This window comes from Clostridium arbusti SL206 (assembly GCF_000246895.1).
GTDB classification, from domain to species: domain Bacteria; phylum Bacillota; class Clostridia; order Clostridiales; family Clostridiaceae; genus Clostridium_I; species Clostridium_I arbusti.
In genome coordinates, this window is the sequence record NZ_BAEV01000058.1 from 1 (window position 1) to 25021 (window position 25021).

Below are 25021 nucleotides of genomic sequence, written 5' to 3' on the forward strand. Positions count from 1 at the left end.
TTTTTTATTGATATTTATTATAGATTCTTCCTTAAAATTTTCTTTTTATTATCAGCAAATCTAATCATTTCTTTGGCATTTTCTAAAGTTAAAGTTGTAAGTTCACTACCACTAATCATTTTAGCCACAGCATTTTCTTTTTCCATTAATGTAAGTCTATTTACAAAAGTAAAAGTTTTATTATTAAGTATTTTCTTTTCAATAAGATAATGTATATCTGATATACATGCAATTTGTGGAAGATGCGTTACACAAAAAACTTGATGGTTATTTGAAATTGCATACATCTTTTCTGCTACACTTTGAGCAATTCTTCCACTTATTCCAGTATCTATTTCATCAAAAATTACAGAAGGTATATTATCTTTATCTACAAAAACAGTTTTAAATGCTAACATAATTCTAGATAATTCACCACCAGAAACAACTTTTTCCAATTCTCTAAGTGGTTCACCTGGATTAGTTGTTATTAAAAATTGTACTCTATCTCCACCATGTTCATTCATATTTGAATCACTAAATTCAATATTTATTTTAAATATACTTTTATCAAGACCTACATATTTTAACTCATCCAAAACCTTAGTTTCTAATATTCTAGCTACTTTTTCTCTTAAAGTATGTATTTTTTTACCTTCATCAATTACCTTTATGTATATATTACTTCTATCTTTTAATAATTTTTCGATAATTTCAGTAAAATGTACAAGTTCTTCATATTGAGTTGTAATTTTTTCTTTGTAATTAATTACCTCCTCAATAGTACTACCATATTTTTTCTTTAATCCATCAATTATATATAATCTATTATTTATGTATTCAAGTTCACTATCGTCAAATTCAATTTTATCTTTAATATCTCTTATAATTGATACATTTCCCTCTATATTATAGTAAGATTCCTCTAAAGAATCTGCTATAATCTTTATTTCTTCTGAATTCTCTTCTATAGATCTAAGATCTTTAATAACCACTCCTAAATTATCAAAAATAGATAAAAGTTCATCTTTTCCAGTATAAAGCTTTTCATAACTATTACATAAAACTTTATTTATATTTTCACTGTTTGATATTACTCTATATCTTTCTTCTAAACTTGTATCTTCATCTTTTTTTAATTTTGATTTTTCTATTTCATCAATTTGATATCTTAAAAAGTCAACAATTTTATCTTTATCACCTGTTTTTTTATAGAGATCATTTATTCTTTTATCAATATCTTTTAAGTTATTATAATATACAGCATATTTTTCCTTTTCTTCTTTAAGTAATTCATACCCAAAATTGTCCAGAAAATTAATGTGATTTTCTGAATTCATAAGAGTTTGATTTTCATGTTGTCCATGAATATCCATTAATGTTTCACTAATCTTTCTTAGTTGAGAAAGTAACATAGTTTTCCCATTTACCTTTGCAATAGTTTTACCTGATTGAAATGCCTCTCTTGAAATAATCAAAATATCATTATACTCAATTTCTAGGCTCTTTAATATTTCTACTGTTTTAATATTTTTAATAGTAAAAATAGCTTCTACAAAGGTTTTATTTTCACCAGTTCTAATAGAGCTCTTTGTAAACTTAACTCCAAGTACATAATTTATAGCATCAATCAATATAGATTTACCAGCACCTGTTTCTCCTGACAAAACATTGAATCCGTCCTCAAAGGAAATAGTTAGGGATTCTATAAGTGCAAAATTACTGATATTTAATTGAAGGAGCATACCAAATCCTCCTATCCTTATTCATTTTCATTAAGTAATTTTTTTAGTCTTTGAACTATTTCAAATGCCTTTTCTTCAGTACGAACGAGTATGAATATAGTATTATCTCCTGCTATTGTTCCTGCTATTTCGTCAAAATTAAGTGAATCAATTGCTTCTGCTGCACCTGGTGCAGATCCAGAAATAGTTTTAACTACTACAAAATTTTTTACATGCTCTACATTTAAAACAGTTTGAATAAATACACTAACTAATTTATTTGATAAAAAGTTTTCAGTTGAAGATATTGAAGCATATTTGTACTTTCCAGTAGTAGATAATACCTTTATTAGTTTCAATTCTTTTATGTCTCTTGAAACAGTAGCTTGTGTTACAATCATATCCTGTTTTTTTAATTCATCTGCTAATTCTTCTTGAGTTTCTATGTCCTTTGAATTTATTATTTCTAATATTTTAGCATGCCTCGATATTTTCATCACTCATCACCTTCGCACTCTTTAGTTCTAGATATTATTTTTTTCCTTAATATTTTAAAATAATCATAGCCTTTAATTCTAATTATTTTACATTTAAAATCGGCTTCTGTAATATTAACATTATGTATATTACTAATTTCATAAGAATTCTGACCATCTAACATTAAATATACTGGTTGAGTTACCCTATTTAAAGCAATGTTAACTTCACTTTTACTATCTATAACTATAGTCCTAATTCCAAGAGATAAAGGGCATAGAGGAGTTATAGAAATTAAATTTAAATCCGGATAAATTATAGGCCCTCCAGCAGAAAGAGAATAGGCTGTAGATCCTGTTGGTGTAGAAATAATTATTCCATCTGACATAAACTTAGTATAGAATTTACCATTAATTTTTATACTATATTCTAATATTCTTGCCAAAGTTCCCTTAGATATAACAACTTCATTTAATGCATAATATATTTTTGAGTCTTTCTTACTCTTTATTTCACACTGCAACATAACACGTTCTTCTATTTCATACTCAGCTTTTGATAACTTCATAATGCATTCTTTCAATTCTGATAATTCAGCACTGGCTAAAAAGCCTAGATGGCCTAAATTAATACCTAATATAGGTATATTATATTTTGACACATTACTTGCAGTACTTAAAATTGTTCCATCTCCACCTAGTGATATCATTATATCTATTTGTTCAGAATCTTCCTTTGAAAAACTTCTAAGATCATCAAATATTTTTATTTTTACGTCATTTATATTTTTAACTATAAAATCAACTATTTCTCTAGTTACTTTTCTATCCTTATCTTTGCTACTGTTAATATTAATACCTATATTTTTCATAAAATTTATTCTCCTAATCCAATTGACCATGAGCCTTTTTTACAACTAGCTCTATATTATCTAATGAAAAATCACTATGAATATTATTATTTTTGTTAAAGTATATAAGGTATTCTATATTTCCTTCTGGTCCCTTTATAGGTGAATGATCTATACCAATTATATTTAAATTATTCTCAATTAGGAAATTTACTATTCCGTTAATGACTTCTTTATGCACTTCTGGATCTCTTACAACACCCTTTTTGCCAACCTTTTCTCTTCCTGCTTCAAATTGTGGTTTAATAAGAGCTACAATTTCTCCATCATCTACTAGTAAATCTAAAAGTACTGGAATAACCTTTTTTAGCGATATAAAAGAGACATCTATACTTGCGAAATCACCTATTTCACCTATATCTTTTTCCTTTACATATCTTACATTAGTTCTTTCCATACAGACAACTCTAGGATCATTTCTAAGTTTCCAAGCAAATTGTCCATAACCCACATCTATAGAAAAAACCTTTTTCGCACCATTTTGAAGCATACAATCAGTAAAGCCTCCTGTAGAAGCTCCTATATCAAAACATGTTTTGTCTTTTAGATTTATTTGAAAAGATTTAATAGCTTTTTCAAGTTTATATCCTCCTCTACTAACATAGGGCATAGTTTTTCCCTTGAAGATTATATTGGAGGTTTCTTTTACTTTCTCACCACATTTGTCATATCTTACATCATCTATAAAGATTTCACCAGCCATTATACTTGCTCTTGCTCTTTCTCTAGATTGAAAAATTCCTTTTTTAACCAATAAAACATCTAATCTCTCTTTTGCTTCAGCCATTTTTAACTCCTTAATCTATGCATTTGCTATATAAATTTTAAAATACTCTGAAAAATTCCATCTGTATCAAGTCCATGTAATTTGTATAGTACATCTACATTCCCTTGAATAACAAATTTATCATTGTATCCAAGTGTTAGAACGTTAACTTTAAAACCAGAACTGTTAATATATTCTAATACAGAAGTTCCTAGTCCTCCATGTAAAATATTATCTTCAACAGTAACTATTTTATAATTATTATTAATTAATTTTTGAAGTAGGCTCTTATCAACAGGTTTAATAAATTCTGCATTTATAATTGTGACCTTAATTCCTGATTTTAAGAGTTTCTCTCTTACCATAACTGCGGTTTGAACCATTTTACCTGTAGCTATTATTGCAATAGCACCTTCTTCTACTATTACTTCCCATTTTCCCTTTGAAAAATCTTTTAATGCACTTAATTTTACCTTAGGGTTATCTGTTCCTCTTGGATACCTTATAGCAATTGGTCCATTATTATTATTAATTGCCCATCTTAGCATATATATGAGTTCCTCAGAGCACTTTGGACTCATTACTGTCATATTTGGCATTTGAGTCAAGTAGGATAAATCAAATATTCCTTGATGAGTTTCCCCATCTTCTCCAACTATTCCTGCCCTGTCTATTGCAAAAACAACGTGCAAATTTTGGATACATACATCATGAATCATTTGATCATAGGCTCTTTGTAAAAATGTGGAGTATACAGCAAAAACAGGTTTTATCCCCTGGGTAGCCATACCTGCTGCCAGTGTAACTGCATGCTGTTCAGCTATGCCCACATCAAAAAATCTTTCTGGAAATCTTTTTGAGAAATTACTTAACCCTGTTCCATCAGGCATAGCAGCTGTAATAGCTACTATTTTTTTATCTTCATTTGCTAGGTTTATCATTTCCTTTCCAAAGACTTTTGAATAAGTTGTTCCTTTTATTGAACATATTTCTCCACTATCACAATCAAAAGGTCCTATACCATGAAATTTATTAGGATTCTTTTCAGCGTAATCATATCCCTTTCCCTTTTTAGTAATTACATGAACTAGCACAGGACCTTTTATATTCTTTGCTAAAGTTATAGCTTGAACCAATTCATTTATATTGTGTCCATCTATAGGTCCTAAATACTTAATTCCCATGTCCTCAAATAGCATTCCAGGTATAACAAGCTGCTTAACACTATCTTTTATCTTCTGAAGAGAATTAGCAAGTCCTACTCCTATATTAGTTTTTCTAAGTTTATTATTCACTTCTTCTTTGAATTTATTATATGCAGGGTCTATTCTAATCTTATTTAAATATTTAGACATACCCCCTACATTTCTTGAAATAGACATTTGATTGTCATTGAGAATTACTATCATATTAGTCTTGCTATCACCTAAATCATTAAGTGCCTCATAAGCCATTCCACCAGTAAGAGCACCATCACCAATTACTGATACCACCTCATATGAATCCTTATTTAGATCTCTCGCTCTAGCTACTCCAAGCCCTGCTGATATAGATGTACTACTGTGTCCGGTATCAAATATATCAAAGGAGCTTTCTTCACGTTTTGGAAAACCACTTAGTCCACCGTATTTTCTAAGCCGTGAAAATTCATGTATTCTTCCAGTTAATATTTTATGTACATAAGCCTGGTGACCTACATCCCAAATAAGTTTATCCTTTTTAAAATTGAAAACCTTATACAAACTTAAAGTCAATTCTACCACACCAAGATTTGATGCTAAGTGTCCTCCAGTTTTTGATACACTTTCTATTAAAAACTGTCTTATCTCCTGTGAGAACCTATTAAGATCCTCTGAGCTCATATGTTTAATTTCATCTATATCCTTGTACTCATCAAGTATATATGTCATTATCATCTATCCTTTACTATTAGATACATCAACTTAGAAACTTTAGAAACTATTTTATTATCATTTTCTAGAGCATAAGTTTTTCCAACTGCCTTGCCACATATTGTCATAGAAGCAATAACAGCTCCTATTCCAACATTCACAACAGTAGAATTAATCATAAATTCATGCACAATCTTCTGTGCAATAAAAATTCCTACAGATCCACTAACGATACCTGAAATATCCCCTACTACATCATTACAAAAAGTAGACACCTTATCTGCATTTCTTATAAGTCTTATGGCAATTTTTGCACCATGTATCTTCTTTGAAGCCATAGCATGAAAGGGGGTTTCATTTGCAGCAGTAACTGCTATACCTATTATATCAAAAATAATACCTACAACTATAATAAACGCCAATACAACAAAAGCTACCACCATATTAACTTGTTGTAGTAGCGAATCAGATAATAGAGAAATGCTACCACTTATGAAAACTGACCAAAGTAAAATTGTCAAAAGCCATTTTCGTCTACTTCTTGCATTACTCTTTCTATTGTTCTTTTTTGACACTATTATTCCTCCATTAAACATGTGAAAATAAATAGACTAGTATAACTAACTAGTTATTTATTTAAAGATGCTTTAATCAAAAGAAGTGGTAGTATATTAAGTAGATCTTGCGGCATAGGTCCAGTAGGATTTCCCATAAGTTAGCCAAAACGTCACCGTAATGGTGGTTTCCCTTTAATAACTTATTTAATATGTCACCATAATTAAGACTAGATTACCACTAAGTCCGCATTGCAATCCCAAATATACTTCTCGCAAACAGTCTAGGAGTTTTCCTCTACAGTTAGGCTTTTTCTTAGCCTCTTTTGCAAAATAGGTTTCAGAAGGCAACCGAATAAAATTTTTGGCCAAAAATTTTACTTTTCCTGTCCTCTCCCCATTTCACTCAAGGCAGGCTACACTGCACATAGCTTTTGTACCACAATGCAGGTTTAACCCATTGTCGTAAAAGAGGTATCTAACCTCTATCACAAGAAATGGTCTCCACGAAGGTAGGGTCAGTTGCGCATGCCATTGCGGTTGCCCCAGCCTCCTTACTCCCAGCACAAGCCCATGACTGGGCGTTATAGGCAAGCACCAAGAACTTCATCGATATGCCCTCTAACGGATTTTTAGCCCCGCCTTTAAAAAAAGCTTACCTGACTAGAATACTGCACCACTAACTTAAGTATATAACAAATGCAATTATAACATAGCTATATTAAATATTCAAAATGTTTCACCTATATAATATAGAGCTATATTATAAGTATTCTCATTCTAACACTGTCTGTACAACAAATACTTAGTTATTTCTTCAAGATTTGACGTATCTTTAGATAAATCACTTAAAATGCCCAGACATTCTTTAGTAAGCTCTTTACATTTGTTTCTGCAATCTTCTAACCCAAAAGTTGTCACAAATGTGGTTTTATCATTGTCAATATCACTCTTTACCGGTTTGCCCATAACACTTTCATTACCATCAATATCTAATACATCATCTTTTATTTGAAAAGCAAGCCCTAATTTACTACCAAAACTTGATAGCTTATCTAAGTCATTATCTGAAGCACCTACAATTATGGCCCCAGATAAAATTGAAGCTCTAATTAATGCACCTGTTTTCTTTCTGTGCATATAACTTAAAGTCTCATAAGATATTTTTTTACCCTCACTAAGAATATCTACCACCTGGCCACCAATCATACCTTCTGCTCCGGCACTATTAGATATAATTTTACATGCTGATAACTCATCTTTACCTTTGTCAGTACAAAAATCAAACATAATATTCATAGCTTCATTTAATAATCCATCTCCAGCTAATACTGCCAGTGCATCTCCAAAAACCTTGTGATTAGTAGGATGTCCTCTTCTAAGATCATCATTATCCATACAAGGTAAGTCATCATGTATTAATGAATAAGTATGAATCATCTCTATAGCACCTGCTATAGGCATCACCCTATTGTAATTCTTATCATACATTTCATAGGTAATACAATGAAGTATTGGCCTTACTCTTTTTCCACCAATGTCTACACTATATTTCATAGCCTCATAAATTTTTTTATTATAAGTTCCCTTATTATCAAAATAGTTTTTTAGCCATATATCAATTTCATTTTTTAAATTTTCAACCTTCATGACTATTCCTCATTCCCCTCAAAATTCTCTTCTTGCTCACCAGATAGTATTTTTATTTTTCCTTCGGCATCATTTAAATACTTGTAAAGTTTATTACAGAGTTTAACTCCATTTTCATAACTTTTCATAGTATCCTGTAGAGTAAGTTCTTTAGTTTCCATTGAAGAAACGATATCTTCTAATTTTTTAATCATACTCTCATAAGACTCATTTCTACTGGCCATATATCTTCACCAACTTTTTAGTATTATTTTATTAGGCATATAAATTAAAACTATCTTGAATAAAACAATTAATCTGAATATCTGATATTAGTTATGATATCAGATATCTTTGATAACTATTCAAACTGACTAGTTATATTTTTAAAGATGCTTTATATTAAATAATGAGCTACCATCTTTTAATGTAATCTTAATATTTTTAGTATTACAAAGTGTTTTAGTTTCAGTAATTAAATTACTATTTTCATCTTCAATTATAGAGTATCCTCTATTTAAAATATTTAGAGGATTATGTGCATCTAATAATGCATTTAATTTACCAAGCTTTTGTTTTTCAAGTTCAATTCTATTATTTATTTTTTCATTTAAGATTTCATTCATTCTGTCTATGTATCTATAAGAATTAGCGATTAAAACCATAGGGCTATTATGCTCAAGATTTTTTCTATACATATCTAATGCATTTAATTTATCCTGTAAATACATTTTTATATAATTATCCATAGTATATTTATAATTTCTGATTTTTTCATTTGCTTCTGCTAAATTGAATGTAAGTATCTCTGCTCCTGCTGACGGAGTAGGTGCTCTAAGATCACTTACAAAGTCTACAATAGTAAAATCAGTTTCATGTCCTACTGCTGTTACTATTGGCTTTTTTGAATGAAAAATAGTATAAGCCAATTTTTCATCATTAAATGACCATAATTCTTCAATAGAACCACCACCACGAGAAATCAATATAACATCTATATCCTCTAATTTATTAAAATAATTTACACCCTTTATAATATCGTTAGCAGCATTAACTCCCTGCACTAAGGCAGGATAAATAGTTATATTAACTCCCTTATTTCTTCTTTTGACAACATTTATAATATCTCTTATTGCTGCTCCTGTAGGCGATGTTATAACACCTATCTTCTTTGGAAATTTTGGTATAGTTTTTTTATGAGATGAATCAAATAAGCCTTCACTTTCCAGTCTTTTCTTTAATTTATTAAAAGCTTCGCTTAACTCTCCTAAACCTTCTAATTTTATCTCATCACAATATATTTGATATGCTCCATCCTTAACATATACAGAAACCTTTCCCTTTACAACTACACTCATACCATTTTCAGGCATAAATTTAAGGTTTTCAGTTCTACTCTTAAACATTATACAGTTTATTTTTCCATAATCATCTTTTAAAGAAAAGTAAGCATGACCACTGCTGTGAATTTTAAAATTAGATATTTCACCTTTTATTAAGGTATTGCTTAATATGAAATCACTATCTACTATCTTTTTAATATAACTACTAACTTCTGAAACCGTTAAAGTCTTAATATACATTTTACTTAAGTGCCTCACATGTATTCATTAATAACATAGTAGTTGTCATAGCTCCCACTCCTCCAGGTACTGGAGTTAAAAAACCGGCTTTTTGTATTGCACTTTCAAATTTAACATCGCCCTTTAATTTTCCTTCTATCATAGTTGTTCCAACGTCAATTACAATAGCACCTTTTTTTATAAAGGATTCATCTACAAAATCTGGTCTTCCTATAGCACAAATTAATATATCTGCATTGCTGCATACTTCTTTTAAATTTTTTGTTTTAGAGTGACAAATTGTAACTGTAGCATTATTATTTAATAAAAGCTGAGCAACTGGTTTACCTACAATATTGCTTCGTCCAATAACAACAGCATTTTTTCCACTTATATCTTCACCTGTACTCTTTATTAATTCTATTATTCCCTTTGGAGTACATGGTACAAAGCTTTTTTCACCACTATAAAATTTACCTATGTTAATATCTGTAAGTCCATCTACATCTTTTTTTTCATTTATCGTAGATACTATTTTCTTTTCATCAAAATTATCCGGCAATGGCAATTGAAGCATTATTCCCTGTATATCTTCTCTATTGTTTAATACTTCAATAGCATTTATAATATCTATTTCAGACTTATCTTCATCGAAGTTAAGTATTTCACAATTTATTCCCAAATTATCGCATAACTTTTTTGCATTTCTAACATAATATTGGGATCCACCATCGCTGCCTACTAATATTATTGCTAAACTTGGAACATTTAAATTATTATCATTCCTGTATTTTATAAAATCTTTAATTTGATTCCTAAAATTTTCTGCTACCAATTTTCCTTGTATTATGTTTCCCATTTCTACACCTCAACTATCTAAGGCATATTCAAATAAATAACTAGTCAGTATGCTAGCCTATTTTGACCTGACTAACTTGGCGTAAGTCTCCCACGCACTCTGTGAAAGCGATTCACACAAAATCGAAAAGAAGATTTTGGTTCTCTGCTTTTCTTCAAGTGGGAGGTCAACGCCAAGTAAGCCATGCATTTGCAGTTCTAAAATTCAAAATATTCGTCGCATCTTTGACTTACTATTTATTTTCACATGCCTAATTATTTTAACTTTATTATGTTCCCTATTACACCATTTATAAATGATGGCGATTTATCATCAGAATATTTCTTAGCTAAATTAACTGCTTCATTAGCAGACACCTTACTAGGAATATCCTCCTGAAAACATATCTCATAAACTGCAATTTTTAATATAGACATGTTTACTTTAGATATTCTGCTAAGTTTCCAATTAGTTAGATTTCCTTCAATGGTTTTATTTAAAAATTCATTATTTTTAGCTACACCATCTAGTATATTCTCAACGTAAGCAAAATCAACATCATCAAAGTTTTCATTATTTTCTTTATAATTTTCAATTGTTTCACTAACATCATTTGTGTTTATTGATATTTCAAACAGCAATTTCATTGCTATTTCTCTACTTTTTCTTCTATTCATTAAAATTGACTCCTCCTAGAACATTGCATAATGAGTTTATATTACTATATATCAGCTTAAACTTCTATAATTTTTACTTATAAATAAAAAAAATATTTATCAACAGAGAAACACCCTCTAAGTTTTTAGAGGGTGTTTCTTAATTATTCATCGCCTTCGGTAACTGTTTCTTCTTTGGGAATAATTACATTTTGAATATATACATTAACGCCTGAAACATTTAGTCCCGTCATAGATTCTACTGCCTTTTTCACATTCTTCTGTACAGAAGATGCTACATCTGGTATCCTAATTCCGTATTGAACTGCTAAATATAAATCAATTGAAGCATTATCTTCTCCTAAGTTTACCTTAACACCTTTTGAAAGGTTCTTTTTTCCACTTAACATTTGCGAAATTCCACCTACTAAGCTTGCACTCATACCTATAACACCTTTTATCTCAGATGCGGCAAGTCCTGCAATAACTTCTACTACTTCATCAGATATTTTTACAATACCCATCTCTACATCATCTCTTGTCTCGTTATCCATATCCTCGTTACCCCCTTAGCTTTGTAACATTACGCAATTCTATTAATCTTATGTACATTATATCAAAATCAATAGAATTTTACAATGTTACTCATATTCAGAGAAATAACTAATTATATGAAGTGAAGTTTTTGTATTATTACTTATTAAATCTATTATTGAACAGGTGGCTGTATTTCTATATTTCTAAGTTTAGTTACACTTAATACAACATCTTTTATTTCTCTTTGTTGTGTATCTGATAATTGTTGAACATCACTTTTTACAACAACGCTTACCTTATCATCATTAATTGTACATAGTGCTTCTTTATAGCCTTTACCCTTAAGCATATTTTCAACTTTTGCTGCATTTGCACTTGCTGTAGAAATATTTATAGATTTTTGTGTTGCATTTTGCTTACTTTCTTGAGATACATTTTTATTATCAATTATAGATTTCAATGTGTCAATAGTCTTTGCGTTGGTTTTTTCACGAGTAAGTCTAGCATCAGCAAAATAATCTGATTTACTCTTAGATGTATTTGTTGCATTTGCTGCATCACTGCTGCTATCTGTAGATACTGTACTCTTGTTATTAACAAGATCTGTATCACTAACATATAATGGGCTATTAACCTTTGTTGCCAATACTCCGGCGCAAACTATAAGTACTAGTAAGGTGACAATAATAACTGCTTGTTTTTTATTCATTTAATTCCCCTCCATTTAATCTTTTGACATTGTAAAGAAATAATTAGCCAGTATGCTAGTCTATTTTCTATTTCTTATTCCCCTTCATATGTCTTTATACAAAATTTATATGCTTGTTCAAAGAATTATATGTTACTTTTTCATAGGATAAACATTTACTTTATCTACAGAAATATCGAAGAATTCTGATACAGCATTAGTTATACTAAGCTGTACAACTGAATTATCTGCTCCCTCTGCTGAAATTAAAACTCCTGTAACCTTTGGTTTATATTTTTTTACAATAAATGGTTCTGTTTTATCTCCATTATTTTCAAGAACTACAGTACTTCCAGAATTATTTTGAGTTGTAGTTCTCTTTCCACCAGAATTATCATCTTCATTGATTACAGAGGAAGAATTATTTTCATTGTAAGCGGGTATTTGTTCCTCTCCCGTACCAAAATTAATTATCACGCTAGTATTTCCAACTCCCTGTATACTTTGAAGAAGATTTTTTAATCTTTTTTCTTGTTCAGCTTCATAAGCGTCATCATCCTTATCTGAATTGCTAGACGATGAGTCACTAACTGCAGCTTGATTGTTATTGCTATTGTTATTAGTATTATTTGAGGACATAGTCGTACTGTTACCTTTGAAAAAACTAGCTGCTACAATAAAAAGTACTCCTACCAATATAATGATAATAATATTATTTATGTGTTTATTTTTTCCATCTCCCTTTTTTAGCATCTCTAATAATTTCTTAAAATCCATTTTCTCACCCCCTCGTCTAAGAGAATATACACCATAGAATTTTAAATTAAGAAGTCTGTTTGCCTGATAGCTAGATATTGTAAATCTCCACCTTCGGTGTCGATAACAATATCACACCCCTAGATAACGTCTTCTAAGTTTCAGAGGTAAAAGCTTCCTCTGAATCTAAGAAGTCTGTTTATAAACGGATATATTATTTTGAGATATTTTAAGCTGATCATTGAGATAGTTCTTAATATCTCTACCTATTGATGGATCTATTTGTTTTTCTGAATTTGCACTTACACTTTTACTATTTATATCTATCTTTTTTACTTTTTCTATCCCTTTACCTTTAACACCTACACTTAAATTACTGATATCTATTTCATTAGTTTTATCATCTATCTTTACATCAGCTTTAACTTCATAATCATTGTCAGGGAATTTATCTTTTAGCATTTTAACACAAGAATTTTGTAAATTCGTCTTAAAGGTACTTATAGTTTCTTGTTTATCATTTTCTTTATATTTTTCAAGATTATTTTCATAGGATGCACTATTTACATATTTATCAGCATCATTTATATAACTAGTCATACTAGCCTTACTATTAAAAATTTTTATTATGGGATTCAATATAACGGCTATAAGTATGAGTCCCATTACAAATTTCACGTATTTTTTAAACTTATTACCAGGTATTATAAGTTCTACGGCCGTTATAAAAATAACTGCTACGCAGATACTCATTACCCAGCTTCTTACCCACTCCACCATATTATTACCTCTCAATCAAACAACATTTCCACTAGATGCAATTATTGCTATCATAATGAAAAACATTACTGAAATAGATATAAGACAAGACATAAGTAGTATAAGAGTATCTCCAGCCGCATTTATACAGTTTACTATTCTCTTATCACTTATAGGTTGTACTAATGCAGCTGTTAGTTTATGAATAAGTGCTAGTGCTAAAATTTTTATAATAGGGAATACCACTATAGCCACTAATATTATTAATCCAATACTACTTATTGCATTTTTTAATACTACCGAATAACCTACTACCGTTGATATAGCATCAGATAGTGCCTTGCCCACTATTGGTACAAAATTATCCACAGCAAATTTAGCAGTCTTAGCTGTAACCTCGTCTATGGCCTTTGCATTTATTCCCCTTATAGTTACTATGGCAATAAAAATAGTCATAACTAGTCCCTGTATCCAAAGTACTATTTGACTTAAAAGTTTAGCTAGCCTATCCACTTTATACTCCTCAGATATATTATTTACAAAATGTAAAACAAAACTTATTAATATTAATGGCAAAAGCAAATCCATAAATATTCTTGCTGCAACATTAATAGCAAATATTATAATAGGATCCATCAATGTGGATTGAGCTATTCCTCCACCTGCTGCTAAAAGGCTCAAGAGAACAGGCATAAGTGCCACCATAAAATCCGTCAAATTATTAGTGGCATCTTTAACTTCATTTACTCCTATATAAAAACTTTTAGCAACTATAATAATAATAAGTGAATAGCATGCAAAATATGCTATATTTGATAAACTCTCATTACTAAATGCCCGCTGAAGATTTGTAAGCAGAGCACAAATTACACATATAATCAAAAGCATTATCATTAATTTAAATGAAGCTATTAATTCACTAAAAAAATAACTTATTAATGCCTTGGATAATTTTTGAAAAGAAAATTTACCATCTCCAGTTTTCATAAAATCTTTAATATAATCTGTAATATTTAAATCCTTAAGCAATTCATATTTTGTCTTCATATTTGTCATATAGTCATATAATTGTTCCACTTCCTTAGTATCTTGTTTTGATTCATCCCCAATGGTTGACGCATGTACTATAGTTTGATTTGTAATTATAATAAATAATACGAGCATTATAATGATTTTTTTCATCATGGCTTACCTCTACATAATCTTTAGAATAGAATTTAAAACTCCCATCAGTATTGGAATTGCCAGCACTAAAATTAATATTTTACCTGCAAATTCAACCTTAGCCGCTAAGCTGCTCTCTCCTGCATCTCTACATATTTCACTACAAAAGGATGCCAAGTAAGCAATTCCAAGTATCTTAAACACAGTATTCAGATATACAAAATCAATATTAGCTTTTAAAGCTAGTTGTTGTAACAATTCCATTACTGCAGTAATCTTAGTAACCATAAATAAGAAAATCAATGCACCCACGGCAATGCTGAGCTGCACTGCTATTTCTTCTCTTCTTCCCCTAAGTATTAACACTAGAAACAAACTTATAAAAACAAAAGCTACTACCTTAATTATTTCCATTTTAATCACCTACAGTTGGAACATAGTTTTTACTGTATCAAATAGTTTACTTATAAGGCTTATTACCATCATTAGAACTATAACTATACCGGCTAAATTTACCATTACTGCATAGTCATCTTTACCGCTAGCTTTTAATATCTTATCTATAATAATTATCAATATTCCTATCGCAGCAATTTTAAATATTAAACTTACATCCAACAAAAAATGCACCCCCTAAATAAGCATGATAACTATCATTGCACCAATCCCAAATCCAAGGTATCTGTACATTTTAACGTTTTTCTTCATAGTTATTTCTGCTTCTGCAATAATCTTTTTTAAATTATCTATGCTTAATGAAAACATGTTAACTTGTCCAGTAATGTCAGATTCCCCCAAGGACTTGGACAAATCAAGTATTAAGTTAATATCTTCATTTTTCAAACTTAGATTAGAAGTTTCTTTAAAAGTATTTTTAAAGGCTTCATAAACATTGTCATATATATTACTTGATAATTTCTGCGATGTTTTATTGAAAATATTATTTATAGGTTCTTTGGCCTTGATAGATACATTAATTAATGCTTCTGGAAGCGGCGTATGCGTATATACAATTTCATTTTGAAGTTGATATATGCATCTCTCTATTTCGTATAATTCCTTCACCCTGTATATAAAAGACTGGGCATATACAAATCCACCAACAGTAGATGCTGCTATAATTAATATTCCTCCTATTAATTTAAGCATTTTATTTCCCCCTTATGGTTGTCTCACTAACAAAGTCATATATATAGTCCACGGTGCCTATTCCACTTTTACAACTTAAAACTACTGCTCTTTGAAATATATGATTGCTAATCACATCTTTAAATACATCTCTACTATTTAAATCTTCTATTCCAAAGCCGTGAATAGTTGTAATTAAGTTAACTCCACAATTTAAAGCTGCCAGTATACTTTTTACATCATCATAAGTACCAATCTCATCACACACAATAACATCTGGCGCCATACTTCTTATGGCCATCATTATTCCCTGACTCTTAGGACAATTATCCATAACATCAGTTCTTATTCCTACATTAAGCTGAGGAATTCCATCTGAGGATGCACATATTTCGCTTCTTTCATCAATTACACAAACATTTTTTCCCTTTAATAAAGTATTATCCATTCCATTAGAGATATTCCTTGTAATATCTCTAATCAATGTAGTTTTCCCACATTTAGGTGGGGAAATTATTATGGTGTTCAAAATGTTTTTATCCTTTAAAATCCAGGGCATTATTTTATTTGAACATCCTATTATTTCTCTACAAATTCTAATATTTAATGAAGATATATCTTTTATTGTCTTAACTCTATTATTCTCAATAATACAATTTCCACATATACCTACTCTATGTCCACCTTTTATTGTTATATATCCTTGCTTAATTTCATCTTCTATAGAATATATAGAGTAATTACTCATCCTCTTTAATATATTGCTTATATCTTCATGGGTAACATTATAATTTCCTATAACTTCTCTTTCTCCAAGCTGAAATATAAGAGGCTTGTTTACCTTTAAACGTATCTCTTGAAGTTTTTCTAGCTCTTTTAAAGTAGCAGTTATGTTTTTTATGTTCTGAGGTAATACATCTAAAATATTTTTTATGTTAATCATTTTTATCCTCCTCTCCTAATTCAATAATATTTATTTTCCACCAAAATTATTCCAAAAAACAAAAAAGAAATTCCTAAAATTTAGAAATTCCTCTTTATAAAAAATCTGCTAAGTATTAATTTTAATATTTATCCGATGACTACCATCCGTAATACTCCCACCGCACTCTGTGAAAGTGATTCGCACAAAATTAAAATTTTGGCTCTCTACTTTTCTACCAAAGCGGGAGATAACGGCTGCTACGTCCCTGGATAACGATTTCTAAGTTTCAGATGGAGAAAAAAACTCCACCTGAAACAAAGAACTCTGTTTATAGAATCATTGTAAATATATTTCTATTTAACTCTTTCCATGTATTCTCCAGTTCTCGTATCTATTTTTATTACTTCGCCTTCATTAACGAAAATAGGTACCTGAACAATAGCTCCTGTTTCAACAGTTGCTGGTTTTAAAGTATTAGTTGCTGTATTTCCCTTAACTCCTGGTTCTGTAGCTGTTATTTGTAATTCAACAAAGTTTGGAGCTTCAACAGAAAAAGCATCACCTTTATAAAATTTTATTACTGCAAACATATTTTCCTTTAAAAATTTAATTGCACCTTCAACTTGCTCAAAACTTAGTGGAACCTGCTCATATGTTTCTTGGTCCATAAAGTAATATAAATCATCATCATTATATAAATACTGCATTTCTTTTCTTTCAATAGTAACTTCTTGCAATTTAGCTGTTGGGTTGAAAGTTGTTTCAGTAACCCCTCCAGAAATTACATTTCTTAATTTTGTTCTTACAAATGCAGCACCTTTTCCTGGTTTAACATGTAAAAAATCAATAACTGTGTATACTTGTCCATCTGCTTCAAAAGTAGTTCCTTTTCTAAGTTCTCCTGCTGATATCATTTAGTATCCCTCCAAAAATCTCTTAATCATTATATATTATAACCTTTTTAGGTAAAATTAACACCATATTATAAAACATATTCAAATAAATAATAAGTCAATATGCTAATCTATTTTTCGGCATCCTCCATTAACAGAACCATATAATAGTAAAATTTCATGGTCACCTGTTTCCTTGTCTGATGCAAAATAGACCTCACATCCTTGATTTGTTATTTATTTTTACATACCTAAACGAATTAAATTTTTAGGTGATTTTGACAAAGCTTCACATCCATCTTTGGTTACAAGCACTAAATCTTCTATTCTAACTCCACCAAAATTAGGAATATAAATTCCAGGTTCATCAGTTACAATCATACCCTCTTTAAGTACAACGTCGGACATTGGACTTAACCTTGGAGCTTCATGTATCTCTCTACCTACCCCATGACCTAAACCATGACCAAAATAACTACCATAGCCCTTTTTAGTTATATAATCCCTAGCCACACTGTCAACATCTTTAGTGTTTAGAGCTGGTTTAATAAACTTTAAAACATCTTCCTGTGCCTTAAGAACTACATTATATATTTCCTTTAGCTTATCATTAGGCTCACCAATAGCTACCGTTCTTGTCATATCAGAACAGTATTCTTCAAATATGCACCCAAAATCAAGTGTCAAAAAGTCACCTTTCTCTACAATTTTATCTGTAGCTTTACCATGAGGTAAAGATGATCTTACACCACTAGCAACTATAGATGGGAAGGATAAATCTTTTGCCCCTAATTTTTTCATTGTAAACTCTAACTCAAGGCCTATTTCTTTCTCGCTCATTCCAGCTTTAATAAACTTTAACATATGTGAAAAAGCCTTATCTGCAATTGAAGCCGCATTTCTTATAGACTTAATTTCTCCTTCATCTTTAATAAGTCTTATTTCTTCTATGATACCACCCATAGGTATTAACTCTGCTTCTGTTTTACTAGAAAATTGACTAAATAAATTATAAGAAACTACATTATCTTCAAATCCTACTTTTTTTACATTAAGTTTCTTTATGGTATCAGAAAAGAAATCAGGAAATGCTCCTTTATATTCTAATACTTCATAATCCTTAACTTCATTTTTAGCTTGCTGAGTATATCTTGAATCCGTTATAAATAATGCTTTTTCCTCAGTTATTATAGAGAAACTTTCATCTCCAGTAAAGCCACTTAGGTAATTTCTATTTGGGTCTCCAATAACTAAAACAGCATCTAGTCCTCTTAACTCCATTGATTTTCTTAATTTTTTAATTCTGTCTTCGAACATTAACCTCACCCTTTACATATATAAATGTACAAAACACTTTATTATGTTGCACTTATTTACTATATTATGTTTAATTGTTTTAAAAAATGTCGAACACACTTATTTTATCAAAAATTATTGATATTTGCAAATTTATTATTATTAGCATTTTAACATTTTTCTTATCTATGAATTATTAAAGATACTAGTCATAGGCTAAAATAATAAGCTAGAACTTCTCTAGAATTCTAGCTTATATCTTTTATTATATTTAATAAACAAAAAGTTCTTAACTTACTAATTTATTGAAATCACATCATTATCTTTAGCTTTTACATTACCCGTTTTGAAAGTAAACTTTGTATTGTTTGACTCTAAGAAAATTACTGGAACAACTATAGAAGAAACCTTCTTTTTTACTTCATCAACATTGACTTCTAGAATTAAATCTCCCGCTTTAACTGATGCGCCTTCTTTAGTACAAAGAGTAAACCCTTCTCCCTTTAATTCAACAGTATCCAATCCAAAATGAATTAAAATTTCCATACCAGAATTACTCTTTATTGAAATTGCATGTTTTGTTGGGAATATAGAAGTAATCGTTCCATCTACTGGTGAAAACACTTCCCCATTTTCAGGTTCTATAGCGAACCCATCTCCCATCATCCTTTGAGAAAAAACTTCATCACTTACATCATCTAAATTTATAATTTTTCCTGAAACCGGAACTAAGAATTCATTACTGACTACAGCTTTAGTAACGTTTATATTTTTATCCTCTTTCTTAATTCCTAATTTTTCTTTAAATAAATTAAACATATTTATTCCCCCTTTAATATATAAAACCGCTTATTGCAAACCTTTACACAACAGGCAATCAATTTATCTTCCAAATTATCTATGTTTTAATTATAACAATTTTTATAAATACTTTAAACACATTTCATAATATTAGAAACAAGTTTCTAATAAAAGAAACGAGTTTCTCAACAATAATATATACTATTATATGTTATAAGAATTAAATCTAATTATTTTTAACCCGTTCTAAGTACTTTCCAACTAAAATTTCAAACAGCATTATAACGTTTGCGTAAAAAGAATTAGATAACTTATTACGGTCATCTATAGTGTGCATATCACATATTTTAAAATTAATATCAGATAACTTTGATATAGTATTTTCAGAATCACCTGTAAATGAAACTACCTTTATACTATTTTTCTTGGAAGACTTAGAGACATCTACTAAGAAATCCGTTTCTCCTGACTTAGAAACATTTATAAATATCTTTGCTTTTATAGGATTTACATCATAACTTTCATAGGCTTCTGAAAGAATACAGTTAAATCCTATAACCAATAATTTTCTAGTAATATATTCTACAATGAATAGAGAAAACCCTTGTCCACAAGTATATATAGTTTCATTTTTATTCTCTATTAACATATCTACAAATTTATCAATACTATCATCATTTATTAACGATAATATTTCTTCTACATTAGCACCAAAATAATCATTAGAAATTTCTCTATCATGATGATTTTTCTTATTTTTTAATGTAAAGTATAAATTATAATACATATCTAGAAAACCAGAATAACCTAACTTTTTCGACAAATTCATAATAGTAGTAGTACTTGTGTAATGTTGTTTTGCAATACCTCTTACTCCAATTTCTTTCACATTATCTATATTGTTAATAATATATGTTAATATTGTTTCTTCAATTTTATTCAAATGACTTTTATTACTTATTTTACTAATGTCTAATTCAAACATAGTCCACCTCAAATACAATATTGGGAAATAACCTTATTCATATATCAATTTAAAATTATACACTAATAGTTAAAAATTGTAAAGTTACAAACCAATGGTCATATAGTCAATAAGAAAATATCCATCTGCTATAGCTTTATAACTATAACAAATGGATATTTTCTTTAGATAGACCCTAACCTATATCTAAAATATTATTTTAATTCAGGCCAGTATTCTTTATTTACTTCAATTAAGTCATCCAATATTTTCTTAGCTACTGCTGCACTAGGTACAGTTTTAGAAAGCGTTATTGCCTGCCATAATTTTTGATAAGATCTTTCTATCCAAGCTTCTACTACTAATTTTTCTACGGAAACTTGTTGTTCCATCAATCCTTTTTGGAATTGAGGTATTTTACCTATTGTTAGCGGCTCTGGTCCATTACTTCCTACAAGGCAAGGTATTTCTACCATGGCTGTAGGATCAAAGTTTTCTATAGAGCCATTATTTGGAACAATCAACAACATTCTTTCCTGTATATTGAAAGCTATAGCTGTAGCAAGATCAACTATGAAAGATGCATGTTCTTCTATATGAAGTTCACAACCTTCTGTAGATTTATTAGCAATAACTTTTCTACATTCTCCGAATACAAATTTCTCTCTTCCATCCATTACTTCATTTGCTCTTGTGTATTCCTTATTTGAATGTTTAACAGCATAATCTTGGAATAAGTAGTATTTTAAATAAGTATTAGGTAGTGTTTCTGGATCTAAAGCATATACATCTTTAGCTTTAGCAAAAGTATCAGCCCAACTTGCTTCAACATGTTGATTATCTCCCTTATCAACTACATATCCATATTTAGAAACATGCTCCTTTAATTTAGGCATTAAATCATTTCCAGCTTTATCACGTACATCTGTCCACCAACCAAAATGGTTAAGTCCAAAGTAACGTACATTCATATCTTTTCTAGATTTTAGGCCTAATATTTCAGCCATACGTACTTCTATACCTATTGGCATATCACATATATTTAATATCTTTGAATTAGGCCTTAATTTTCTAGTTGCTTCTGCAACTATTGCTGCTGGATTAGAGTAATTTAGCATCCATGCATTTGGTGAATATTTTTCCATGTAGTCAAGTATTTCGATAACTCCACCAATAGATCTCATACCATAAGCCATTCCTCCTGGTCCGCAAGTTTCCTGACCTAATACGTCATATTTCAAAGGAATCTTTTCATCTAACTCACGCATTGCATATTTACCAACTCTTATGTGAGCCATAACAAAATCTATATCTGTAAAAGCTTCTTCTGGATCTGTTGTAGCCTGGAATTCTATATCAGGTGCTTTTTCTTTTAATATAATTTCACATGCCCCAGCAACTGTAGCCTGTCTTTCTGCATCATTATCATAAAATTTTAACTTTCTTATAGGAAATCTTTCTAAATTATCTAGTAACATTAATACTATTCCAGGAGTAAATGTACTTCCACCGCCAGCTATAGTTATTGAAAATTTCTTCATAATATATTCCCTCTTTCAATTTTTTATTTAATATAAATTTTTAATATAAAAATTTAATTATTTGCAAGATATTTATCAACTTTGTTTCTTACACTATTTACTTTAGGTCCATATATGACCTGAACATTATTACCATTTTTAATTACTCCAGATGCCCCTGTAATTTTCAATGTAGGTTCATCTAATTTATCTAAATCTGTAATTTTTACTCTTAATCGAGAAAAACAATTGTCAACGGTTTCAATATTTTCTTTTCCACCCAAAGCCTCTACAATTGTAGCTGCTAAATCATCTTTTTCATTTTCACCAACTTGTTTTGAATCTTTAGATTTTTTATCTTTGTAATCTTTTTTAGTGTAAAGCTTCACTTCATCATCTTCTCTTCCCGGTGTCTTAAGATTAAATTTTTCAATTACAAATTTGAATACAAAATAGTAAACTACTAATTCAACTAAACCTACTGCTATATATATAGGCCATTTAGTTCTTCCTATTCCTGCTGGTAGATTGTAGGCTAAGAAGTCTATTATTCCACCTGCACCATAGGTTCTAACTCCAAGAAATACAACAATGGCCTCAAATATACCATCTAGCACAGAGTGAATTATCCACAAAAATGGTGCTACAAATAAGAAAGTAAATTCTAGTGGTTCAGTAATACCAACTAGGAAAGATGTAGCTGCTGCTGGAAATAAAATTGCTTTTAGTTTTGTCTTATTTTTCTTTTTAGCTGTCTTGTAAAATGCTAATGATACTCCGATTAAACCAAAAACCTTAACCATACCATATTGTAAATATTTTGCTGATGGATCAAATACCTTTATAGATGGATCAGATAGTTGTGCTAAGAATATGTTATAAGCTCCAAAATAAGTTTTACCATTTACAGCTAACTCTCCACCTATATTTGAATAGGAGAAGGGTGTCCAAATTAAATGATGTAATCCTGTAGGTATTAATACTCTATTTAAGAAACCATATAGGAAAACTCCTACATATCCTGATACATTAATGAATGTAGTTAGTGCTGTTATTCCCATTGCAATTACAGGCCATACATAGCTAAATATTATAGAAAGTATTAATAATATAGGAACTAAAACTATAAATACAAATTTTGTATTACCATAAAAGGAAAATGCCCCTGGAAATTCTTTATTACAGAATTTATTGTGTACAAGCGCTACAGTTATTCCAAGGATCATTCCTAAGAAAACTCCCATATCTATTACCTGAAATCCAAATAAAACCGTTTGACCAGTACCATATAAATCAGAAACTACTTTGTAATGTACTAATTTCCCTGTCGCAGAAAGCCATTGATTATTTGCTCCTAAGAAAACCAAGAAAGAAAACAATGCCACAAGAGCTGCTTCTGCTTTCTTTTCCTTAGCCATTCCCATGGCTATTCCAACACAGAAAACAATACTTAGATTGTTCATAATAGGCCAAAGACCACTGGCTATAAATTTTCCTAAATAAATTAAGCTATTATGGCTTCCAACTATAGTTGGATTACTCAATATGGATGATAGTGCAATAATTATACCCACAATTGGCAAAAACAAAACTGGAACAATTATAGCTCTTGCAAATACCTGCATCCCATCAACTATTTTATCTTTCATAAATATTCCCCCTATTACGTTTTCATTTTATCAAAATTTGTAATGAAATTAAATACATATTAACCATATAAAAACATATTACTCTCTATTGTAACTGGTTTTTGATTATTAACTTATATAATCGCATCCTCCTTTCACTATTAATAAAATTATATATTATGCGTATTAAATTATGTATTCGTTTACTGAAACTGTTTACATTTATACTTTAACAAACTTCTCAGTATAATTAAATAGTTTTCCCGTATTATAAAACATGTTAATGTTATTCATAACAGGTTTTTAATCATATATATATAATAAAAAGCATTAGAAAAATCTATATAACCGACTGATTTTTCTAATGCTTTTATTAAAACACATTATTTTAACTATTGAATTTAATTAAACTCTTTACTTGAAACTAATTTAATATTCACTTACAAAGTCAGCATCTATATCTATTTCATAGTTTTCAGAGTCAAGACTGTTGTTATTTAACGAAATAGAATTTATCTTATTTAGAGTTCTTTCTCCATTGAGATTATCCAAAATTCTCTTTATATTATTCTTATTTTCATATATGATCATGCTTGCATTTATATTTTTGTTTTTGTTTTTTAATTCCCTTATTTCTCCATTATATTTGTTTGATAAATGAATTATATCATTATATCTAATAACCTTGTTATCAGCTTTTTTATTAGTTTTCTGAAGAAAGGTTAATTGCTTGCTATAATTATTATATTTAAAATTCCACTGTATATATAGCATATTTATTGTGATTATCAAAAATACTAATGATAGAATTAAAACACTGTATGCTATTTTTTTTCTTCAATTGATCACCTCTATAGTTACTTTAAATTTTAAGATATCATTTATACTGCTTTCTAGTGGAAATAATTTAGTTATTCTAAAAGAAGGATTATCCTCTATGTATTTTACCAATTCTTCATATTGATTTTTATCATT

Annotated in this window: 27 protein-coding genes; all 27 read right to left on the reverse strand. The window is 29.5% G+C overall.

Features of this window, described 5'->3' with window-relative positions:
* Nucleotides 1-17: 17 nt before the first annotated feature.
* The 27 genes from recN to RH99_RS11415 all read right to left on the reverse strand — a co-directional run bounded on the left by recN (nt 18) and on the right by RH99_RS11415 (nt 24820).
* Nucleotides 18-1724, reverse strand: coding sequence for a DNA repair protein RecN (gene recN, locus RH99_RS11285; protein WP_010237990.1), 1707 nt, complete (start codon nt 1722-1724; stop codon nt 18-20).
* A gap of 17 nt (nt 1725-1741) precedes the next feature.
* Nucleotides 1742-2200: an arginine repressor gene (locus RH99_RS11290; RefSeq protein WP_010237992.1), complete on the reverse strand. Its 459-nt coding sequence runs from the start codon at nt 2198-2200 to the stop codon at nt 1742-1744.
* Nucleotides 2200-3051 (reverse strand): NAD(+)/NADH kinase, encoded by an 852-nt coding sequence (locus RH99_RS11295; protein ID WP_010237995.1) that lies wholly within the window; start codon nt 3049-3051, stop codon nt 2200-2202. The genes RH99_RS11290 and RH99_RS11295 overlap by 1 nt, the downstream gene beginning before the upstream one ends.
* Before the next feature lie 13 nt (nt 3052-3064).
* Nucleotides 3065-3877 carry a TlyA family RNA methyltransferase gene (locus tag RH99_RS11300; RefSeq protein WP_010237998.1) on the reverse strand — a complete coding sequence of 271 codons (813 nt, stop codon included), beginning with the start codon at nt 3875-3877 and terminating at the stop codon, nt 3065-3067.
* Between the two features lie 26 nt (nt 3878-3903).
* The gene (gene dxs, locus RH99_RS11305) at nt 3904-5766 is read right to left on the reverse strand and encodes a 1-deoxy-D-xylulose-5-phosphate synthase (protein WP_010238001.1); all 1863 of its coding nucleotides are present in this window, start codon (nt 5764-5766) and stop codon (nt 3904-3906) included.
* A gap of 2 nt (nt 5767-5768) precedes the next feature.
* Nucleotides 5769-6344: a CNNM domain-containing protein gene (locus RH99_RS11310; protein ID WP_193352378.1), complete on the reverse strand. Its 576-nt coding sequence runs from the start codon at nt 6342-6344 to the stop codon at nt 5769-5771.
* Between the two features lie 738 nt (nt 6345-7082).
* On the reverse strand, nt 7083-7952 hold the full coding sequence (locus RH99_RS11315) for a polyprenyl synthetase family protein (protein WP_010238006.1): 870 nt from the start codon (nt 7950-7952) through the stop codon (nt 7083-7085).
* Between the two features lie 2 nt (nt 7953-7954).
* Nucleotides 7955-8176, reverse strand: a complete 222-nt coding sequence (locus RH99_RS11320) for an exodeoxyribonuclease VII small subunit (RefSeq protein ID WP_010238008.1) — start codon at nt 8174-8176, stop codon at nt 7955-7957.
* A gap of 141 nt (nt 8177-8317) precedes the next feature.
* Nucleotides 8318-9514: an exodeoxyribonuclease VII large subunit gene (gene xseA, locus RH99_RS11325; protein WP_010238011.1), complete on the reverse strand. Its 1197-nt coding sequence runs from the start codon at nt 9512-9514 to the stop codon at nt 8318-8320.
* 1 nt (nt 9515) lies between these two features.
* Nucleotides 9516-10352, reverse strand: a complete 837-nt coding sequence (locus RH99_RS11330; RefSeq protein ID WP_010238013.1) for a bifunctional 5,10-methylenetetrahydrofolate dehydrogenase/5,10-methenyltetrahydrofolate cyclohydrolase — start codon at nt 10350-10352, stop codon at nt 9516-9518.
* Nucleotides 10353-10606: 254 nt separating this feature from the next.
* A complete protein-coding gene (gene nusB, locus RH99_RS11335) occupies nt 10607-11008 on the reverse strand; it encodes a transcription antitermination factor NusB (protein WP_010238016.1) in 402 nt (133 codons plus the stop codon).
* A gap of 143 nt (nt 11009-11151) precedes the next feature.
* Entirely contained in the window at nt 11152-11541 is a 390-nt protein-coding gene (locus RH99_RS11340; protein ID WP_010238019.1) for an Asp23/Gls24 family envelope stress response protein, read from the reverse strand.
* Between the two features lie 155 nt (nt 11542-11696).
* Entirely contained in the window at nt 11697-12233 is a 537-nt protein-coding gene (locus RH99_RS11345; protein ID WP_010238021.1) for a SpoIIIAH-like family protein, read from the reverse strand.
* A gap of 132 nt (nt 12234-12365) precedes the next feature.
* Entirely contained in the window at nt 12366-12989 is a 624-nt protein-coding gene (gene spoIIIAG, locus RH99_RS11350; RefSeq protein WP_010238023.1) for a stage III sporulation protein AG, read from the reverse strand.
* A gap of 165 nt (nt 12990-13154) precedes the next feature.
* Nucleotides 13155-13748 (reverse strand): stage III sporulation protein AF, encoded by a 594-nt coding sequence (gene spoIIIAF, locus RH99_RS11355; protein WP_010238025.1) that lies wholly within the window; start codon nt 13746-13748, stop codon nt 13155-13157.
* A 15-nt stretch (nt 13749-13763) separates the two neighbouring features.
* The gene (gene spoIIIAE / locus RH99_RS11360) at nt 13764-14912 is read right to left on the reverse strand and encodes a stage III sporulation protein AE (RefSeq protein WP_026038476.1); all 1149 of its coding nucleotides are present in this window, start codon (nt 14910-14912) and stop codon (nt 13764-13766) included.
* Between the two features lie 9 nt (nt 14913-14921).
* Complete coding sequence (gene spoIIIAD / locus RH99_RS11365; RefSeq protein WP_010238029.1) at nt 14922-15305, reverse strand: stage III sporulation protein AD; 384 nt, start codon at nt 15303-15305, stop codon at nt 14922-14924.
* A gap of 9 nt (nt 15306-15314) precedes the next feature.
* Entirely contained in the window at nt 15315-15512 is a 198-nt protein-coding gene (gene spoIIIAC, locus RH99_RS11370) for a stage III sporulation protein AC (RefSeq protein WP_026038477.1), read from the reverse strand.
* 12 nt (nt 15513-15524) lie between these two features.
* Complete coding sequence (gene spoIIIAB / locus RH99_RS11375) at nt 15525-16040, reverse strand: stage III sporulation protein SpoIIIAB (RefSeq protein ID WP_010238033.1); 516 nt, start codon at nt 16038-16040, stop codon at nt 15525-15527.
* A gap of 1 nt (nt 16041) precedes the next feature.
* The gene (gene spoIIIAA / locus RH99_RS11380) at nt 16042-16959 is read right to left on the reverse strand and encodes a stage III sporulation protein AA (RefSeq protein WP_026038478.1); all 918 of its coding nucleotides are present in this window, start codon (nt 16957-16959) and stop codon (nt 16042-16044) included.
* A gap of 338 nt (nt 16960-17297) precedes the next feature.
* Entirely contained in the window at nt 17298-17858 is a 561-nt protein-coding gene (gene efp / locus RH99_RS11385; protein ID WP_010238037.1) for an elongation factor P, read from the reverse strand.
* Nucleotides 17859-18080: 222 nt separating this feature from the next.
* The gene (locus RH99_RS11390) at nt 18081-19154 is read right to left on the reverse strand and encodes a M24 family metallopeptidase (RefSeq protein WP_010238040.1); all 1074 of its coding nucleotides are present in this window, start codon (nt 19152-19154) and stop codon (nt 18081-18083) included.
* 276 nt (nt 19155-19430) lie between these two features.
* The gene (locus tag RH99_RS11395) at nt 19431-19952 is read right to left on the reverse strand and encodes a PTS sugar transporter subunit IIA (protein ID WP_010238041.1); all 522 of its coding nucleotides are present in this window, start codon (nt 19950-19952) and stop codon (nt 19431-19433) included.
* A 208-nt stretch (nt 19953-20160) separates the two neighbouring features.
* Nucleotides 20161-20919: a MurR/RpiR family transcriptional regulator gene (locus RH99_RS11400; RefSeq protein WP_010238043.1), complete on the reverse strand. Its 759-nt coding sequence runs from the start codon at nt 20917-20919 to the stop codon at nt 20161-20163.
* A 194-nt stretch (nt 20920-21113) separates the two neighbouring features.
* The gene (locus tag RH99_RS11405; RefSeq protein WP_010238045.1) at nt 21114-22439 is read right to left on the reverse strand and encodes a 6-phospho-alpha-glucosidase; all 1326 of its coding nucleotides are present in this window, start codon (nt 22437-22439) and stop codon (nt 21114-21116) included.
* 53 nt (nt 22440-22492) lie between these two features.
* Nucleotides 22493-24067 (reverse strand): PTS transporter subunit EIIC, encoded by a 1575-nt coding sequence (locus tag RH99_RS11410; RefSeq protein ID WP_010238046.1) that lies wholly within the window; start codon nt 24065-24067, stop codon nt 22493-22495.
* 408 nt (nt 24068-24475) lie between these two features.
* Nucleotides 24476-24820 carry a hypothetical protein gene (locus RH99_RS11415; RefSeq protein ID WP_010238049.1) on the reverse strand — a complete coding sequence of 115 codons (345 nt, stop codon included), beginning with the start codon at nt 24818-24820 and terminating at the stop codon, nt 24476-24478.
* Nucleotides 24821-25021: the final 201 nt, after the last annotated feature.

What these genes read in the sequence shown, in the direction of transcription:
- recN (WP_010237990.1), bottom strand. Translation starts at nt 1,724, where the DNA reads ATGCTCCTTCAATTAAATATCAGTAATTTTGCACTTATAGAATCCCTA.
- RH99_RS11290 (WP_010237992.1), bottom strand. Translation starts at nt 2,200, where the DNA reads ATGAAAATATCGAGGCATGCTAAAATATTAGAAATAATAAATTCAAAG.
- RH99_RS11295 (WP_010237995.1), bottom strand. Translation starts at nt 3,051, where the DNA reads ATGAAAAATATAGGTATTAATATTAACAGTAGCAAAGATAAGGATAGA.
- RH99_RS11300 (WP_010237998.1), bottom strand. Translation starts at nt 3,877, where the DNA reads ATGGCTGAAGCAAAAGAGAGATTAGATGTTTTATTGGTTAAAAAAGGA.
- dxs (WP_010238001.1), bottom strand. Translation starts at nt 5,766, where the DNA reads ATGACATATATACTTGATGAGTACAAGGATATAGATGAAATTAAACAT.
- RH99_RS11310 (WP_193352378.1), bottom strand. Translation starts at nt 6,344, where the DNA reads ATGTTTAATGGAGGAATAATAGTGTCAAAAAAGAACAATAGAAAGAGT.
- RH99_RS11315 (WP_010238006.1), bottom strand. Translation starts at nt 7,952, where the DNA reads ATGAAGGTTGAAAATTTAAAAAATGAAATTGATATATGGCTAAAAAAC.
- RH99_RS11320 (WP_010238008.1), bottom strand. Translation starts at nt 8,176, where the DNA reads ATGGCCAGTAGAAATGAGTCTTATGAGAGTATGATTAAAAAATTAGAA.
- xseA (WP_010238011.1), bottom strand. Translation starts at nt 9,514, where the DNA reads ATGTATATTAAGACTTTAACGGTTTCAGAAGTTAGTAGTTATATTAAA.
- RH99_RS11330 (WP_010238013.1), bottom strand. Translation starts at nt 10,352, where the DNA reads ATGGGAAACATAATACAAGGAAAATTGGTAGCAGAAAATTTTAGGAAT.
- nusB (WP_010238016.1), bottom strand. Translation starts at nt 11,008, where the DNA reads ATGAATAGAAGAAAAAGTAGAGAAATAGCAATGAAATTGCTGTTTGAA.
- RH99_RS11340 (WP_010238019.1), bottom strand. Translation starts at nt 11,541, where the DNA reads ATGGATAACGAGACAAGAGATGATGTAGAGATGGGTATTGTAAAAATA.
- RH99_RS11345 (WP_010238021.1), bottom strand. Translation starts at nt 12,233, where the DNA reads ATGAATAAAAAACAAGCAGTTATTATTGTCACCTTACTAGTACTTATA.
- spoIIIAG (WP_010238023.1), bottom strand. Translation starts at nt 12,989, where the DNA reads ATGGATTTTAAGAAATTATTAGAGATGCTAAAAAAGGGAGATGGAAAA.
- spoIIIAF (WP_010238025.1), bottom strand. Translation starts at nt 13,748, where the DNA reads ATGGTGGAGTGGGTAAGAAGCTGGGTAATGAGTATCTGCGTAGCAGTT.
- spoIIIAE (WP_026038476.1), bottom strand. Translation starts at nt 14,912, where the DNA reads ATGATGAAAAAAATCATTATAATGCTCGTATTATTTATTATAATTACA.
- spoIIIAD (WP_010238029.1), bottom strand. Translation starts at nt 15,305, where the DNA reads ATGGAAATAATTAAGGTAGTAGCTTTTGTTTTTATAAGTTTGTTTCTA.
- spoIIIAB (WP_010238033.1), bottom strand. Translation starts at nt 16,040, where the DNA reads ATGCTTAAATTAATAGGAGGAATATTAATTATAGCAGCATCTACTGTT.
- efp (WP_010238037.1), bottom strand. Translation starts at nt 17,858, where the DNA reads ATGATATCAGCAGGAGAACTTAGAAAAGGAACTACTTTTGAAGCAGAT.
- RH99_RS11390 (WP_010238040.1), bottom strand. Translation starts at nt 19,154, where the DNA reads ATGTTCGAAGACAGAATTAAAAAATTAAGAAAATCAATGGAGTTAAGA.
- RH99_RS11395 (WP_010238041.1), bottom strand. Translation starts at nt 19,952, where the DNA reads ATGTTTAATTTATTTAAAGAAAAATTAGGAATTAAGAAAGAGGATAAA.
- RH99_RS11400 (WP_010238043.1), bottom strand. Translation starts at nt 20,919, where the DNA reads ATGTTTGAATTAGACATTAGTAAAATAAGTAATAAAAGTCATTTGAAT.
- RH99_RS11405 (WP_010238045.1), bottom strand. Translation starts at nt 22,439, where the DNA reads ATGAAGAAATTTTCAATAACTATAGCTGGCGGTGGAAGTACATTTACT.
- RH99_RS11410 (WP_010238046.1), bottom strand. Translation starts at nt 24,067, where the DNA reads ATGAAAGATAAAATAGTTGATGGGATGCAGGTATTTGCAAGAGCTATA.
- RH99_RS11415 (WP_010238049.1), bottom strand. Translation starts at nt 24,820, where the DNA reads ATGCTATATATACAGTGGAATTTTAAATATAATAATTATAGCAAGCAA.